A 16,711-nucleotide genomic window follows, 5' to 3' on the forward strand; every position below is an offset into this window, starting at 1 on the left:
TTACAACAATTTCGGTTATGAAAACCGCAGTGCGGTATTTTTTAATATCGATAAGTACCTATTAAGGATAGCTTCATGGAAGAATCAATTATTACTTGTGAGACACTAGATAGTGGCGTGAGTGTGATAACCCTTAATCGTCCCAAAGTTCGCAATGCTTTGAATGCTGAATTGCGCGAGCAAATGGCAGAGATTTTCGTCAAATTAAACGATGATCCAAAGACCAAAGCTATCGTACTTACTGGCGGTAATAAAGTGTTCGCTGCTGGTGCCGATATCAACGACTTCTTAACCGCAAAAACAGTCGATATCTATCTACGTCATAGCGAACAATATTGGGATGCTATCACCAATTGTCGCAAGCCTATTATTGCCGCTGTTAATGGCTATGCTCTGGGTGGCGGCTGTGAGCTTGCCATGCACGCTGACATTATTGTCGCGGGCAAGTCGGCTAAGTTTGGGCAACCTGAGATTAAAGTAGGCTTGATGCCGGGAGCAGGGGGCACGCAGCGGCTATTTCGCGTGCTTGGCAAACACAAAGCTATGAAGCTGATATTGACGGGCGATATGATAAGCGCTCAGGAAGCAGATCAGATGGGGTTAGTGTCCGAAGTGGTTGACGATGAGGCGACTATTGATCGTGCTATCGAGTTCGCTGAACAGCTGGCAGGTTACTCGCCCATTGCCTTAAGCCAAATCAAAGAAGTTGCCAATCTAGGCGCCGATATGCCATTGCAAGCGGCGTTAGCTTTAGAGCGTAAAGCCTTCCAGATTTTGTTCGATACCGAAGACCAAAAAGAAGGGGCAAAAGCTTTCTTGGAAAAACGCACTGCTGAATATAAAGGGCAGTAGTTTGTTTAAGTGTGGCTAATTAGCGCTATAGTGCGCAACTGGTACAAATTTTCCTTGCTTGCTGCAGCGTTGCTGGCAGAGGCGTCGAAAAATTTATCCCAGTTACTCTAGCCTGCTTTTATATATATTGAAATGACTATAAGAACAAGACTGTATAAGGGATTATTATGACTGTTAAATCATTGGCCATTATTGGCACTGGCGTTATGGGTATGGGTATTGCCCAAATCGCCGCGCAAGCGGGCATTGACGTACTCTTGTTCGACGCTAAAGCAGGCGCCGCTGAAGAAGGACGTCAATCGCTCAAAGCTACCCTTGAAAAACTGGCGGCTAAAGGTAAGTTTACCGATAAGCAGCTGCAAGCGACCTTATCAAACCTAACCGTGATTGAAGATATAGCCAAAATTGCCGAGGTAGATGTCGTTATTGAAGCGATTATCGAAAATTTAGAGATCAAACAGCAGTTATTTAAACAGTTAGAGGGTCTTGTTCCTAAAGACACCATTTTGGCCACCAATACCTCATCGCTAGCGGTGACCGCGATTGCCTCCGTCTGCCAGCATCCAGAGCGGGTGGCAGGATTTCACTTTTTTAACCCCGTGCCACTCATGAAAATAGTGGAAGTGATTCCGGGACTCTCTACTGACCATCGTATTGTAGAAACGCTGACAGATTTAGCCAAACGCATGGGGCATCTAGGCGTCTTCGCAAAAGACACTCCAGGATTTATTGTCAATCATGGCGGCAGAGCTTTTGGTACAGAAGCGCTAAAAATACTAGGCGAGGGGATCGCTAGTTTTGAGGATATCGATCGTATTTTACGTGATGGCGCAGGCTTTCGCATGGGGCCGTTTGAGCTCATGGATCTCACTGGCATCGATGTGTCGCATCCAGTTATGGAATCAATTTATAACCAATATTATTTTGAGCCTCGCTATCGCCCGCATCCCTTGACCCGTCAAATGCTAATAGGAAAAAAGTTGGGTCGTAAAGTTGGTGAGGGCTTTTATCATTACACAGAAAATAAAAAACAAGACGCTCAAAAAGCGACAGCAAATACGAATCAACAATCACCTTATAAGACAGATTGTGATACCTCAAACATATCAGTTTGGATTGGCGCAGATTTAGCAGCAGATAAACAAAAGCTGGTCGATTATCTAAATACTAAAGACATCGCTATCGACGACAACGATAAGCCAAATCCTGACAGTTTGATATTGCTGGCCATCTACGGCGAAGATACTACCAATGCGGCTATGCGCTATCAGGTTAATCCCGAGCAAGCGGTCGCCATCGATATGCTGACTGACTTATCCAAGCATCGTACATTGATGCCAAGTATCGTTACTAAAGATAAATTTGTGGCGCAAGCTTATGCCTTGTTTGGTAGAAATAATAAGTTTGGTAAGAGCTCCGATGGCGCTGATACTGCGGTCGATGCTACGCTCATTACCGAAAGTACTGGCTTTGTCGCACAGCGAGTCGTTGCTATGGTGATTAATTTAGGCTGTGATATGGCGATGCAAGGTATTGCCACGTCAAAGGATATCGACAATGCGATCAAGCTTGGACTGGGATATCCATACGGTCCTATCTCATGGGGTGATGAGCTTGGTGCTTCGCGGGTTTTACTTATCTTACAGCGTATTTACGCGCTCACAGGCGACCCACGTTATCGCCCAAGCCCTTGGCTACAGCGCCGCGCCAAACTGGGCATTTCATTATTTACTCAGCAGAGCAATTACTAATACCAATACTGATGCTAAGCGGTGGCTCAATTCTATAAACGCTATATTTTACTTATACAAACGCTTAAAACATAACAAGGAACAGTAATGTTAGATGCCTATATTTATGATGGATTAAGAAGCCCTTTTGGTCGCTATGGAGGCGCATTAGCCACCGTGCGTCCTGATGATATGATTGCGGCAGTGATAAAGGCCTTGGTCGGAAAGCACCAATTACCTAGCGATGTCTTCGATGAAGTACTGATCGGCAACACCAATCAAGCCGGTGAAGACTCACGCAATATCGCCCGTAATGCTGCTCTACTAGCAGGATTAGATGTCACAACGCCCGGTCAAACCGTCAATCGCTTATGCGCCTCAGGGCTGTCCACTGTCATCGATGCCGCCCGTAGTATTACCTGTAACGAGGGTGAGATATTTTTAGCAGGTGGCGTGGAGTCAATGACCCGCGCGCCTTTTGTCTTTGCTAAGACTGAAACGCCTTTTAGTCGTGAATGTAAAGTATTTGATACGACAATTGGTAGCCGCTTTCCCAATCCTATTTTGATCAAAGCGTTTGGCAGCGATAGCATGCCGCAAACGGGTGATAATGTTGCGCGCAAATACGACATCAGCCGAGAAGAGGCAGATAAGTTCGCGGCGGCCTCGCAAGCGAAATATCAAACGGCCAAACAATCCGGCTTCTTTGATGAAGAGATCACGCCCATCATGGTATCACAAGGTAAAAAGCTACCTGATAAAGCGATAGTAGAAGATGAGCATCCGCGTGCCAGCTCTACTGTGGAGGCGCTACAAAAACTTAAGCCTTTAAATGACAATGGGGTGGTCACAGCAGGCAATGCCTCAGGTATCAATGATGGGGCAGCGGCGCTCATTATTGGCTCAAAGCAAGCAGAGGAAAAGTTAGGCTTTAAGCCTATTGCTAAAATTCTCTCATCGGGCGCGATGGGCATTGAGCCAAATATCATGGGCGTAGGCCCTGTTGAGGCGATAAAGCTAGCGTTAAAACGTGCTGACTTAACCCTTGATGATATGTCTATCATTGAGATTAATGAGGCCTTTGCCGCGCAGGTACTGGGCTGTCTAAAAGGTTTGGATATTGATTTTGAGGATAAGCGAGTTAACCCTAATGGGGGGGCAATTGCCGTCGGACATCCGCTTGGCGCATCAGGCGCAAGGCTGGCGTTGAGTACGGCACGGGAGCTACAGCGCACAGGTGGGCGATATGCGGTAGTTAGTTTATGTATTGGCATTGGGCAAGGACTGGCTATGGTGATAGAGCGCGTCTAAACCTATAAACCATCTCTCATTCAAAAGGGCCTGTTTTCGCACCTTGTTTTACTTATCTATTCTTTGATATTTTAATGATGATACGGCCCTTCTATGTTTCTTTATCTAAACCTTTTAATTTAGAATTCTTAAACTTCTATCTCATTTTATCTATCGATGCAGCCATCTATGCGGCCGTACAAGACAGCCTACGTTGGTATTTATCTAAAGATAACGTAAGCTTTTCAATTTTTCCATAATGGCTATGAGCAATCGCGTTACCAACCTACATCATCCAATCATATATATAAAGGTAATAAAAATTACCATTAATAAAATATGGGTTGCAACCTAATACTTACTATTTTAGTATAAATTGCATAGTCTACTACTTAAAAATGACAATTGATATTTTGCAATGGTAATTAATATTACTATTTATAATTAATTGATCATTAACGTTTTCAGACTATCATTATTGATTTAATTATTACTAAGAAACCTGTCAAGGAAAGATGATATGAGTATTCGAACATTTTCAGCAAAATGGATGACTGAAGAGCACGAAATGGTATACGACAGTGCCTTAAAAATGTTCCAAAGCTGGGAAGATAGAGACGAAGGATGGCGTGATAAGGGTATGATCGACCGCGATGCTTGGGAAGAGGCTGGCGAGATGGGCTTTTTATGTGCGTCAATACCAGAAGAATACGGCGGTGGCGGCGGCGACTTTGGTCATGAAGCCGCTATTCTATTGGCGCAAGCGCAAGCGAACCAAGCAGGTTATGGCGGTATGGTGCATTCAGGTATTGTAGCGCCCTATATCTATAAGCTTGGCACCGAAGAGCAAAAAAAATCCTTGTTGCCTAAGATGGCAACGGGCGAGTACATCGGCGCTATTGCGATGACGGAACCGGGTACGGGTTCTGATTTGCAAGCCATTAAGACTTATGCGACAAAGGACGGCGACGACTATATCATTAATGGTTCCAAAACTTTTATCACTAACGGTCAACATGCCAATATTGTACTATTGGCCTGTAAAACAGACCGCGATAAAGGCGCGCAAGGCGTCTCTCTTATTCTGGTTGAGACGGATGGTTTACAAGGTTTTTCGCGCGGCCGTAACCTCAAAAAGACGGGCCTTGCTGGACAAGATACCTCAGAGCTCTTCTTTGATAATGTTCGTGTGCCACAAAAAAACGTACTAGGCGGTATGGAAGGTCTAGGCTTTATGCACATGATGCAAGAGCTGCCACAAGAGCGCCTGATTATTGCCCTGAGTGGCTGCGGCGCTATGAAGCTAGCTTTAGAGCTGACACTCGATTATGTAAAACAGCGTGAAGCCTTTGGCAAGCCGATTTGGAAGTTTCAAAACACGCGTTTTAAGCTCGCTGAGGTGCAAGCGGATTATTTAGCAGTAAAAACCTTATGCGATTCGGCAGTGGAAGCGCAAATAGCGGGAACACTTGATGCTGCACAAGCCTCGCTCATTAAGTACTGGGTGACTGAAAAACAGTGCAAAACGATGGATGAATGCTTACAGTTATTTGGTGGTTACGGTTATATGTCCGAATATCCAATCGCTCGTATGTATGCTGATGCTCGCGTACAAAAAATCTACGGCGGTACCAATGAGATCATGAAAGAGCTGGCGTCACGCTTTATGTAATTTCTATAATCGAGACAGAGCTATAGACTTGTAATATTAAACATTAATTGAGAAGGATACGTCCTTCTTACTATCTTATTATTTATCACTTATCAAAAATACTAAAGGGATTTTTATGACTGAGACCGCTTACATCTATGACAGTATTCGTACCCCACGCGGTAAAGGCAAAAAAGACGGGTCTTTATATCAAGCCTCACCTACTTGGCTCGTTCGCGGCTTATTAAAAGAAATGGAGCAGCGTCATCACTTGGATACGAGCTTGGTTGACGACGTGGTGCTCGGCTGCGTAACCCCTGTGGGTGAACAAGGCTCTGATATTGCGCGTACCGCGGTTCTTGATGCGGGCTGGGCGCAGAGCGCTGCAGGATTGACATTATCTAGATTTTGCGCCTCAGGCCTTGAGTCTATCAACCTTGCTGCGGCCAAAGTCATGTCTGGTATGGAGGATTTAGTCGTCGCAGGCGGTGTTGAGTCTATGAGCCGCGTGCCGATGGGATCAGACGGCGGTTCATGGTATATGGATCCGCGTGTTAACGATGCCACAAGCTTTGTCCCACAAGGCGTTGGTGCTGATACCATAGCGACGCTCAAAGGCTTTAGTCGTACTGATGTCGACGAGTTTGCCACTCAGTCACATCAAAGAGCCGCCAATGCTTGGGAGCAGGGTTATTTTGATAAGTCGGTGGTACCCGTCACAGACCTTAACGGTATGTTGTTATTAGCTAAAGACGAAACCATCCGTCCCAACACGACGGTTGAGACATTAGCAGGGCTGAATCCTTCTTTTATTATGCCTGGCAAGATGGGCTTTGATAGCGTCATCTTGGACAAATACACCACGATCGAAACTGTCAATCATGTGCATCACGCAGGTAATTCATCTGGCATCGTCGATGGTGCAGCGATATGCCTAGTCGGTAGCGCTGCGGCTGGCAAAAAAGCGGGTCTCAAGCCGCGCGCCAAGATTACTATGGCCTCAGTCATCGGCTCCGAGCCTGCCATCATGCTGACCGGTCCGACGCCTGCCTGCCAAAAAGCGCTAGACAAAGCGGGCATGCAAGCCTCCGATATCGATCTTTGGGAGATCAACGAAGCCTTTGCCGCTGTTCCTATGAACACCGCTCATGACTTAGGTATCTCGCTGGATATCGTCAACGTCAATGGTGGTGCTATTGCCATGGGTCATCCGCTAGGGGCGACGGGTGCAATGCTGATGACCACTGTATTAGATGAGCTAGAACGCCGTGACCTAAAAACCGCCATGCTGACGTTGTGCGTTGGTGGTGGTATGGGTATTGCGACTATCATCGAGCGCGTTTAAACATTTAATCATCACATAGATAGTGATAACTAAGAGATCATTTAAAGGATAAAAAATGACTACAAATACAGATAGCATTGATACTATTAACAATCTAGCTAATTTTTCAGCGCAACGTGATGATGACATCGTTACGGTCAGTATCGATCAAAGCGCGCGCAAAATGAATGTCATCGGCGACGGTTTTACCGAAGCTTTCGCTGTTATGACGGACAGCTTTATCAATGATGAGTCTGCCAAAGGTTTGATTTTGACCTCAGCAAAAGATAGCTTTGTCGTCGGTGCAGATATCGATCAGCTGTCTAACATAGAAACCGCAGAGCAAGCCTTTGATCTGGTTGAAGACTTAAAAGGCAGCCTACGTAAACTTGAAACCTCGGGTAAACCTGTGGTCGCTGCCATGACTGGCACAGCATTGGGCGGCGGCTTGGAGCTTGCTTTAGCCTGTCACTACCGCATTGCGATCGACTCGCCAAAAACCAAGCTGGGCCTGCCTGAAGTCAAGCTTGGCTTGCTACCGGGCGGCGGTGGTACTCAGCGTCTACCAAGACTGGTTGGTATCCAAAAAGCGCTTGAGCTGATGACTCAAGGGGTAGAGTTGCGTCCGTCCGCTGCCAAAGAGATCGGTCTTATCGACGCCACCGCGACGGATAAGGATGATATGTTAGCGCAAGCAAAAGCGTGGATAAAAGCCAATCCAAATGCGCAGCAACCGTGGGACAAAAAAGGCTTCAAAATCCCGGGCGGTGATAGCAAGCATCCAAAAGTGGTGCAAGTATTCTCTATCGCGCCTGCCATGGCCAATCAAAAGTCGCATGGTAACTATCCAGCGATTACCCATATCATGTCCTCTGTCTTTGAAGGCTGCCTAGTAGATATCGATACTGGTCTTGAGCTCGAATCGCGCTATTTTGCTGCTTGCGTGCTGTCAAGCGAATCCAGAAATATGATCAATACCCTCTGGACGCAGCTTAATAGCATTAAAAAAGGTCAGTCACGCCCAGAAGGATATGAGCGTTATAAAACCAAAAAAGTGGGCATTTTGGGCGCTGGCATGATGGGGGCTGGTATCGCTTACGTGTCCGCTAAGGCAGGTATGGAAGTGGTATTGCTCGATACGGCTATCGAAGGCGCTGAAAAGGGCAAAAGCTATTCTACTAAGCTGCTAGACAAGGCTATCAGCCGCGGGCGCTCAACAGAGGACAAAAAACAAGCGTTGCTTGATAAGATCAAAACCACCGTATCTTATGAAGATTTAGAAGGCTGTGATTTAATTATTGAAGCGGTCTTTGAAGATGTGGACATTAAAGCAGAATGTACGCGCAAATCGGAAGCCGTTATTCCAGACACTGCCGTTTATGCCTCTAACACCTCAACCTTGCCTATCACTGAGCTTGCTAAAGCCAGCAAGCGTCCAGATCAGTTCATCGGTCTGCATTTCTTCTCGCCAGTCGATAAGATGCCCTTGGTTGAGATTATCGTCGGTGAACAAACCGATGATGCAACCTTAGCAAAAGCCTTTGACTATGTCGGTCAAATCGGTAAGACGCCAATCGTGGTCAATGATAGTCGCGGCTTCTACACCTCGCGCGTTTTTGGAACTTATGTGTCAGAAGGTATTGCGATGTTAGGTGAGGGTATCCATCCTCGCAGCATCGAAGTAGCAGGTATGAAGTCTGGTATGCCGATGCCGCCGCTGGCGCTACAAGATGAAGTCTCGTTAAGCCTGTCACTACACGTGATGGGGCAGACTAAAAAGGCCATGCAAGCGGAAGGTAAAACCTTTACGCCGCATCCTGCCATGCCAGTGGTTGAAAAAATGGTCAACGAGCTAGGACGCGAAGGTAAAAAAGTCGCCAAAGGCTTTTATGAGTATCCTGAAAAAGGCGACAAGCACTTATGGCCCAAGCTCACCGAACTGTATCTAACAAAAGATGAGCAGCCGTCTCAGCAAGACTTGATAGACCGCCTACTTTACGTCCAAGCCAATGAGACTGCAAAGTGCTTTGAGGAAAACGTCGTCCGTACAGTGGCTGATGCCAACATCGGCTCTATCTTCGGTTGGGGTTTTGCGCCAAACCAAGGGGGTACGTTGCAGTTCATCAACTCAGTAGGCGTCGATAAGTTTGTCGCGCGTAGTCGTGAGCTGGCACAGAAGTATGGCGCACGTTTTGAGCCTGCGCAGATATTAGTGGATATGGCTACGAGTGGCGAGGAGTTTGTAGATGGCTAATCAAGCGGATGCTATGAAAGACTGCTTACAAGGGCTGCGCGTCGTTGATTTGACGCGCAACCTGCCCGGGCCTTTTGCGACTAGGCTGCTTGCAGATTTGGGTGCTGAGATTATAAAAATTGAGCCAAAGGGCGGCGATCCAGCCCGCGCTTTTGGTGAGCTGTTTAGCGCATTGAACCATGGTAAAGAGACCCAAAAAATTGATTTCCGTGATCCAGCAGGTATTGAAGTCATCAAAACGCATCTTAAAGAAAGCGACGTGATGCTCGACAGCTTTCGCCCTGAGGTGCTTGAGGGCATGGGGCTAGATGCTAAGACCTTGCATGCCATTAATCCAAAGCTGGTCATGGTATCTATTACGGGCTATGGCGTAGCTGATGGAATATCTGATGGCAGTGACGATTCTCAAATAGCTCATGACTGGGCGGATAAAGCAGGACACGATATCAACTTTATGGCGATGAGCGGGGTACTCGATCAGTTAAAGACGGCAAATGGCGAGCAGGCTATGCCTAACATCCAGTTTGCCGATTTGGCGGGCGGTAGTGATACCGCTGTCATTGCCCTGCTAGCAGCAGTCTTTGCCGCCCAGCGTACGGGCAAAGGACGCCATGTCGCTGTCAGTATGACCCATAGTTTATATAACCATATGGTCATGCCAAAAGCGACTGGAAAACTGGTTGCGAGCTTTTCTGGCAAAAATCCAAAGCCGCAACATGATTTCTTAGGTGGTCTGTTGCCTTGCTATCGGTTGTACAAAACCGCAGACGGCCGTCATATGGCAGTAGGCTCACTCGAGCTAAAATTCTGGCAAGGGTTATGCGAGGTGTTAGAGCTACCTGAGCTCAAAGACGCTCATTGGCAACGTGGGGTTATGCCCAACCTACCTGAGAGTCAAAAAGCGACAAAAGCGGTCGCTGAAAAGTTTGCCAGTCAGCCTTTAAGTCATTGGCAGCAAGTATTCGCGTCAGCCGATGTTTGTGTGACGCCTGTACTTAGTTTAGAAGAAGCCAAAGCACATGCGTTATTTGCCCATCAAGATAGTCATCACAGCACCTTAGGGTGGCAGATGATTAAGGAATCACGCACAGATAATGCTTGAGAAGTATGAATTCTCTTAAACCAATTACCAAGGAAGGTAAGTTATGGATAAATTTTGGACACAGAGTTATCCAGCGGGGGTCAATGCACATATAGATCGACCACATAGTACCGTGCTAGATATATTCGATGATAAATTGCAAGAATTTGCTGCTCTTGAGTTTACTAGTAATATGGGCGTGAGCTACTCTTATGCGCAAATTGATAAAATGTCATTGAAGATTGCCGCTTGGATTCAAGGTTTGAGACTTGCCAAAGGCTCAGTCATAGGGATTATGATGCCTAACGTCCATCAGTACTTACCTATTGTCATCGGCGTTATACGTGCAGGTATGGTGACCACCTTAATCAACCCATTGTATAGCCCTCGCGAGTTAAAACATCAGCTGATTGACTCCAACGCCTCAGCAATTTTTATCTTAGAACCCTTTTGTAATACGCTCGAGAAAATAGTTGATGAAACCTTAGTCAAGACCGTCGTTATTAGTAAAATTGGCGATATGCTAGGAGCGGCAAAAGGCGGGCTTGTAGATATCGCTGCAAAATATCTAAAAAAAGCCATCCCTAATTATCAGCTTGCATCCAATGCCAGCTATAGTGTCATTAGCTATAAAGGCCTGCTAAAACAAGCGAAATATCTGCCTTATACGCGTCCAGATATTAGCCAAAATGACTTATTAATGTTGCAATATACGGGCGGCACGACAGGTGTTGCCAAGGGTATCTTGATCAATAATAAAAATGTGGTCACGGCGACTTATCAGTACGTTGAATGGTTCAAACCGGTTTATGCTGACATTGCTGATGGCGTTCAGATGAACACCATTATTGCCCTGCCGCTTTATCATATTTATGCTTTTATCTGCTCGATAGTCGGTTTGACGGTAGGTCAGCATCTCACGTTAGTCACTAACCCTCGTGATATTGATAGCTTTATTAAAATATTAAGTAAGCGCCCTTTTCATCTTCTGCCGGGGGTGAACACTTTATTTCAAGCCTTTGTCAATAATCCTAACTTTAAGAAACTAGACTTCTCAGAATGCAAATTGACGGTGGTTGGCGGTATGGCAGCGACTCCTGAAACCGCTAAGCGTTGGCTTGAAGTCACAGGATTACCTATCCTCGAAGGTTGGGGAATGTCAGAGACCTTAGGGGTAGGAACCGCCAATCCGTTTGACGGTACTGAGTACAGTGGCAATGTTGGCTTACCGCTACCTGGAGTCGATATTAGTATCCGAAATGATGAAGGAGAGATTTTAGAGTTAGGTGAGGTGGGCGAGATGTGCATCAAAGGCGATAACGTCATCACAACTTATCATAATATCGACAATGCTAAGTTTTTTACTGCTGACGGCTACCTAAAAACCGGTGACATCGCTTCTATGAATGAGCAAGGCGCTATCAAAATATATGATCGCAAAAAAGATATGATTATCGTCAGCGGCTTTAATGTGTATCCCAATGAAGTCGAAAATATCATCGAGACCCATCCCAAGGTGGCGGAGTGCTCCGTGGTTGGTATGGCTGATAAGCGCCAAGGTCAATCGGTTAAAGCTTATATCGTAAAGGGCGATCCTAGTTTGAATGAAGAAGATATAAAAGCGCTGTGTAAAGAAAATCTAGCCGGCTACAAATGTCCGCGTCATATTGAGTTTATAACCGAGCTACCCAAATCTACTGTCGGTAAAATACTACGTCATGAGCTTAGGAAATCAGCCAATACCGCTGAAATATAGTTTTCAGTCATAAGGTATACATAAGCTGAGCTAAAAAACTCAGCTTTTTACTGTGTGGATTTGTTTAATGATCTGTTCATAGTGCCGATAGCTCAGGCTTAGACATAGAGCGCCACAATATACTAAATAAAGCATCAAAATTTGCGTTCAATGGCTCTTTGGCTTGACGAATAGTTTGCATAATACCAAGGCGACTGATAAACCCCATAAACACATCGAATAAAATGTGCAATGGAACCGTATCAACCAATACTCCGCGCTTTTGACCATCCTCAAGCACACTCAAAAAAGCATTAATAAGCTCTTTGTTATTGTAAATAGCGATGTTATGAAAACGCGCTATTGATACTTTGGATAACACCATCACTGCGTCGGGATGAGTATCGACAAAATCCAAGCAAACCCATAGCGTTTTACGTAGACGATCTTCTACGCTATCAATGCCTTGCAAGTGATCCATCATCCTTGTCGCGAGCCTGCCTAACACTAAATCCATAATGGTATAAAGCACCGTTTGCTTATCGCCAAAATACTTATAGAGCGTCTGTAGCGATACGTTTGCAGCCTTGGCAATTTGTATCATCGTAATATCGCTAGCATCACTACCCGCAAAAAGCTGGCGCACGGCTTTCTCTATTTTATCTAAAGTAGCCGGGCGCATATCGGATAATGGCGCTAGCGCTACAGGTTTGGTTTCACCGTCTACTTTAGAGCTTTCACTATTGATTTTACTGTTTTTACTAGCTGCGTCTGTCTTAGTGCTAGCTTTATGCCTAGTACTGGACTGCGGTTTTGAGCGAGTATTTTTCATAGCTCATTTTCCTTTATACACTGTCTTTTGAATTATTTAATTTTAGAGGTGTTTATAACGATAATTATAATTACCACTATATAATAAATACTTGCGGAATCAGTATTAATTTTATTAAATAGAGATAAGTTATTTTGATTTATATGTGATGTCGGTAAGAAATTAATAGTAACCTTAATTACTATGAATTCTGTAAATACATATTATTCTACTTTAGAAAGATTAGTTATGCTGGTATTCTTTGTCATCGACTCGGGTGAGATTGTCATCATTAGACAGATATACCCAAAGCGCGTCATTGGTTTTAGCAGGATTAAAGGCAAGATTAGGAAGCCTACCGAGCACCTTTGAAAAGGTGATGAGACCAGAGTTGTACGCGCTCATAAGATATCCTTATCTTAGGCGAGGATTATCAGTACCATGCCTTAAAGCATTAGGAGGTTTTTGGCTTAGTGTACACTTGTAAGTCATTATAAAACTTACGATTAGTAGATAATTGTAAGATAATAAATAATCTAAAAGATTACCTCATTTATCATTTTTTGTTATCTATAGTTAAATTAACTTTATTAATGAGGGCTGTTTTATTAGTAGGCTCAGGATGCTTAAGAGAGCTTCAGGCTTTGGCTCATCATGGAGAGGGATTGATATGGATATTAAACGGACTGCAAAACCCAAACGTACGCCTGCCGATCGTATTGCCGATCTGTTATTAGAAGCTGAGCCTACCCGTCAATTCCGTCGAATCAAACGTTTGCTTGCTGGTCGCTCTTTCGCGGACGAGCTGCGCCGAAAAGTGCAAGGCAAGCGTATCTTAGTCACTGGCGCGTCTTCAGGAGTGGGTCGTAGTGCGGCTTTATCTTTGCTTGAAGCTGGTGCACACGTGTTACTCGTCGCGCGCCGTAGCGATAAACTGCAAGAAGTCGCTGACGCCGCGGCTGGCTTTGATGGCAAGGCCTTTATCTATACTTGTGATCTCAGTGAGGATAATGACCGTGAAAACCTCATTGCGCAGGTGATTAAAGAGCATGGCGGTGTCGATACCATCATCAATAATGCCGGTCGCTCTATCCGCCGCACGATTTATGACGCTGCCGAGCGCTTACATGACTATGAGCGCGTCATGAAAATTAATTACTTCGGCGCGATTAACCTCACCATTCCTTTAGTCGATCGCATGCGCATCAGCGGTACTGGCGGCCATGTCATCAATATCTCAACGATGGGCACGCAGCTCTCAGGGACGCCAAGATTTGGCGCTTATATCGCCTCAAAGAACGCGCTAGATGGCTTTGCTGAGAGCGTATCTGCCGAGACTTATAATGATGGTATCAACTGGACGACGGTGCATCTGCCACTCACGCAAACGGAGATGATCGCGCCTGCGCAAAATACTTGGAACGCTTATCCTAAGCTATCAGTTGAAGCCGGCGCGGACATGATTTTGTATGCCGTCGCCTATGAGCCGATACGCGTCTGGCATCCGGGTATTTTGGTGATGGGCGTGATCGATCGTCTATTTACCAAGTCGGCACTTAAATATAAATCGCTTGAGTTTCCAAGATATCAACCAAAAGAGCCGCTACCCAAAGTCGCTATTATTGGCGCTGGCATGTCAGGTATTGCGATGGCCAAAGCGCTAAAAGAAGCCGGAACCTCCAATTTTGTGATGTATGAAAAAGCGGACGCTGTGGGCGGTACTTGGCGGGATAATACTTATCCGGGCCTTGCTTGTGATGTTCCTGCGCATTTTTATTGTTATAAAGATGAGCTATCGCCAAAGTGGAGCCATGTATTTGCGCCCGGTAAAGAGCTGCGCGATTACTTTGAATACGTCACCGAAAAACGCGGCTTGACCGAACACATTAAATTCAATACTGAAATTGACGCAGCCAAATTTGAAGACGGTCGCTGGCAGATCAGCACTAAAGCTGGCGAGACTGACGAAGCTGACGTGCTAGTTTGTGCCACAGGAGTACTGCATCATCCTAATATGCCAGATATCAAAGGTATAGAAACCTTTGCAGGCGCAAGCTTTCATAGCGCGCGTTGGGATCATAGCGTTGATTTAGAGGGTAAGCGTGTTGGTATCATCGGTAATGGCTCAACTGGCGTGCAAATACTCAGTGCATTATCCGAGCAGTGCGCGCAAGTGACTTTGTTTCAGCGCAGCGCGCAGTGGGTCATTAGCGCGCCGAACCCAGAGATTCCTAAACCGCTACGCACGCTAGCGGCAAAAGTACCTGCCATTCAGCGCTTGGCTTATAATGCTTCAGGTAAGCTATTTACCAATTTATTTCAAGCGCCATTGACACCTGGGTGGCAGCGGTCTTTCTTTAGTAAGGGTGCTAAGGGCAGTCTATCCCGAGTGGCTAACGATGGTTTGCGCGCGCGCTTGACGCCAGATTATGCACCGATGTGTAAGCGCATGATTTCTTCCCCGACCTTCTATAAAGCAGTACAGCAGCCCAATGTTGAGGTTTGCACCACCCATATCGAACGTATCGATCCAAAGGGCGTGATGACCAAAGACGGTCAACTACATGAGTTTGATATTTTAGTCTTCGCTACGGGCTTTCATGCGCAGTCTTATATGCGTCCAATGCAAGTGACAGGGCGTGATAGTATCGCCTTAGATGCCGCTTGGAACGAGGGACCCATTGCCCATAACACTACGATGATCCCAGGATTCCCTAATTTATTCACACTGATGGGACCTAACAGTCCTATTGGTAACTCCTCATTGGTGCCTATCGCCGAAGCGCAAGCCCAGTATGTCATAAACTGGATGGATCGCATGCGCCGTGAAGGTATTAGCGAGATTGAGCCGACTGTAGAGGCCACCGACGCCTTTTATGAAGAAGTGAACGAGGCGCTCGGGACGACAGTGTGGACGAGCGGTTGTAATAGCTGGTATCTGCATGAGGATGGTCGCCCCATCTTATGGCCATGGCCGCTTGATGAACTTACCCGTCGTCTTACGCAAATCATCGAGTCCGATTTTCATATCAAGCGTGATGACAAGGCCGACGCCAAGATTGCAGACGGCTATAGTGCCGATTCAATTGAAGAGTTCAACAGTCAACTACTTAAACCCGATACCTTGAGTCCTCGGCCAGATTTGGCGGATAATGCCTCAACCAGCTAAACCGGGTTTAAAGCAACAGCCACTTAGCCATAACGACCGGTAATATAATCTTCAGTCGCTTTTTGTGCTGGATTGGTAAACATTTGATGGGTATCACCCATCTCTATCATGTCGCCTAAATACATATAAGCAGTGTAGTCGGAGACGCGCGCGGCCTGCTGCATATTGTGCGTTACGATAGCAATGGTATAGTCGTTTTTTAAATCGCTAATCAAATCTTCAATCGCACCAGTAGAGAGCGGGTCAAGCGCTGATGTTGGCTCATCTAATAGCAAAACCTCAGGCTTCGTTGCTACTGCGCGGGCGATACAAAGTCGCTGCTGCTGTCCGCCAGATAATGACAAGCCTGATGCTTTAAGCTTGTCCTTCACCTCAGGCCATAACGCCGCTTTTTTAAGCGCCCACTCGACACGCTCATTTAGCTCTGCTTTGCTGAGCTTTTCATAGAGGCGAACGCCAAATGCGACGTTGTCATAAATGGACATCGGGAAGGGTGTAGGCTTTTGAAAGACCATGCCGACTTGTGCCCGCAGCAAATTAACATCGGTATCTTTTGCCAAAATGTTTTGACCATCGAGGGTGATTTGACCTTCAGCATGCATACTCGGATACAAGTCGTACATACGGTTAAAGGTACGTAGCAGCGTTGACTTTCCGCAGCCTGATGGGCCGATAAAAGCGGTGACCTTTTTTTCTGCAATATCAATATTGATATTTTTTAACGCTTGAAAATCGCCATAATAAAAATCCAAATCGCTAATAGTCATCTTGGCAGGCGGCATGTTGTCAGGCATATCTGTCATAGTTTGTTTGA

12 protein-coding genes are annotated in these 16,711 nt (G+C 45.8%); 9 read left to right on the forward strand and 3 right to left on the reverse strand.

Going from position 1 to position 16,711, the window contains the following annotated elements; genetic code table 11:
* Nucleotides 1–75: 75 nt before the first annotated feature.
* From ACTXGJ_RS05295 to ACTXGJ_RS05330, 8 genes are all read left to right on the forward strand, one after another.
* Nucleotides 76–852, forward strand: coding sequence for an enoyl-CoA hydratase (locus tag ACTXGJ_RS05295; RefSeq protein WP_439244345.1), 777 nt, complete (start codon nucleotides 76–78; stop codon nucleotides 850–852).
* 161 nt (nucleotides 853–1,013) lie between these two features.
* Nucleotides 1,014–2,603: a 3-hydroxyacyl-CoA dehydrogenase gene (locus ACTXGJ_RS05300; RefSeq protein ID WP_439244378.1), complete on the forward strand. Its 1,590-nt coding sequence runs from the start codon at nucleotides 1,014–1,016 to the stop codon at nucleotides 2,601–2,603.
* Between the two features lie 87 nt (nucleotides 2,604–2,690).
* Nucleotides 2,691–3,893 carry a 3-oxoadipyl-CoA thiolase gene (locus ACTXGJ_RS05305; RefSeq protein WP_439244342.1) on the forward strand — a complete coding sequence of 401 codons (1,203 nt, stop codon included), beginning with the start codon at nucleotides 2,691–2,693 and terminating at the stop codon, nucleotides 3,891–3,893.
* A gap of 499 nt (nucleotides 3,894–4,392) precedes the next feature.
* Complete coding sequence (locus ACTXGJ_RS05310) at nucleotides 4,393–5,544, forward strand: acyl-CoA dehydrogenase family protein (protein ID WP_439244340.1); 1,152 nt, start codon at nucleotides 4,393–4,395, stop codon at nucleotides 5,542–5,544.
* 115 nt (nucleotides 5,545–5,659) lie between these two features.
* Entirely contained in the window at nucleotides 5,660–6,868 is a 1,209-nt protein-coding gene (locus tag ACTXGJ_RS05315; RefSeq protein ID WP_439244339.1) for an acetyl-CoA C-acetyltransferase, read from the forward strand.
* A gap of 55 nt (nucleotides 6,869–6,923) precedes the next feature.
* The gene (locus tag ACTXGJ_RS05320; RefSeq protein ID WP_443565301.1) at nucleotides 6,924–9,101 is read left to right on the forward strand and encodes a 3-hydroxyacyl-CoA dehydrogenase NAD-binding domain-containing protein; all 2,178 of its coding nucleotides are present in this window, start codon (nucleotides 6,924–6,926) and stop codon (nucleotides 9,099–9,101) included.
* Nucleotides 9,094–10,203 carry a CaiB/BaiF CoA transferase family protein gene (locus ACTXGJ_RS05325; RefSeq protein WP_439244337.1) on the forward strand — a complete coding sequence of 370 codons (1,110 nt, stop codon included), beginning with the start codon at nucleotides 9,094–9,096 and terminating at the stop codon, nucleotides 10,201–10,203. The genes ACTXGJ_RS05320 and ACTXGJ_RS05325 overlap by 8 nt, the downstream gene beginning before the upstream one ends.
* A gap of 43 nt (nucleotides 10,204–10,246) precedes the next feature.
* A complete protein-coding gene (locus ACTXGJ_RS05330) occupies nucleotides 10,247–11,938 on the forward strand; it encodes an AMP-binding protein (protein ID WP_439244336.1) in 1,692 nt (563 codons plus the stop codon).
* Between the two features lie 76 nt (nucleotides 11,939–12,014).
* Here ACTXGJ_RS05330 and ACTXGJ_RS05335 read toward each other — a convergent pair whose 3' ends face one another.
* Nucleotides 12,015–12,749 carry a TetR/AcrR family transcriptional regulator gene (locus ACTXGJ_RS05335; protein WP_439244334.1) on the reverse strand — a complete coding sequence of 245 codons (735 nt, stop codon included), beginning with the start codon at nucleotides 12,747–12,749 and terminating at the stop codon, nucleotides 12,015–12,017.
* Nucleotides 12,750–12,971: 222 nt separating this feature from the next.
* A complete protein-coding gene (locus tag ACTXGJ_RS05340; RefSeq protein WP_439244331.1) occupies nucleotides 12,972–13,133 on the reverse strand; it encodes a hypothetical protein in 162 nt (53 codons plus the stop codon).
* Nucleotides 13,134–13,398: 265 nt separating this feature from the next.
* Here ACTXGJ_RS05340 and ACTXGJ_RS05345 point away from each other — a divergent pair, with 265 nt between their 5' ends.
* Nucleotides 13,399–15,897, forward strand: coding sequence for an SDR family NAD(P)-dependent oxidoreductase (locus ACTXGJ_RS05345; RefSeq protein ID WP_439244330.1), 2,499 nt, complete (start codon nucleotides 13,399–13,401; stop codon nucleotides 15,895–15,897).
* A 23-nt stretch (nucleotides 15,898–15,920) separates the two neighbouring features.
* Here ACTXGJ_RS05345 and pstB read toward each other — a convergent pair whose 3' ends face one another.
* A complete protein-coding gene (pstB, locus tag ACTXGJ_RS05350; protein WP_439244377.1) occupies nucleotides 15,921–16,700 on the reverse strand; it encodes a phosphate ABC transporter ATP-binding protein PstB in 780 nt (259 codons plus the stop codon).
* Nucleotides 16,701–16,711 lie beyond the last annotated feature (11 nt).

The sequence above is a fragment of the Psychrobacter sp. 1Y11 genome, from assembly GCF_052259045.1.
Lineage (GTDB): Bacteria > Pseudomonadota > Gammaproteobacteria > Pseudomonadales > Moraxellaceae > Psychrobacter.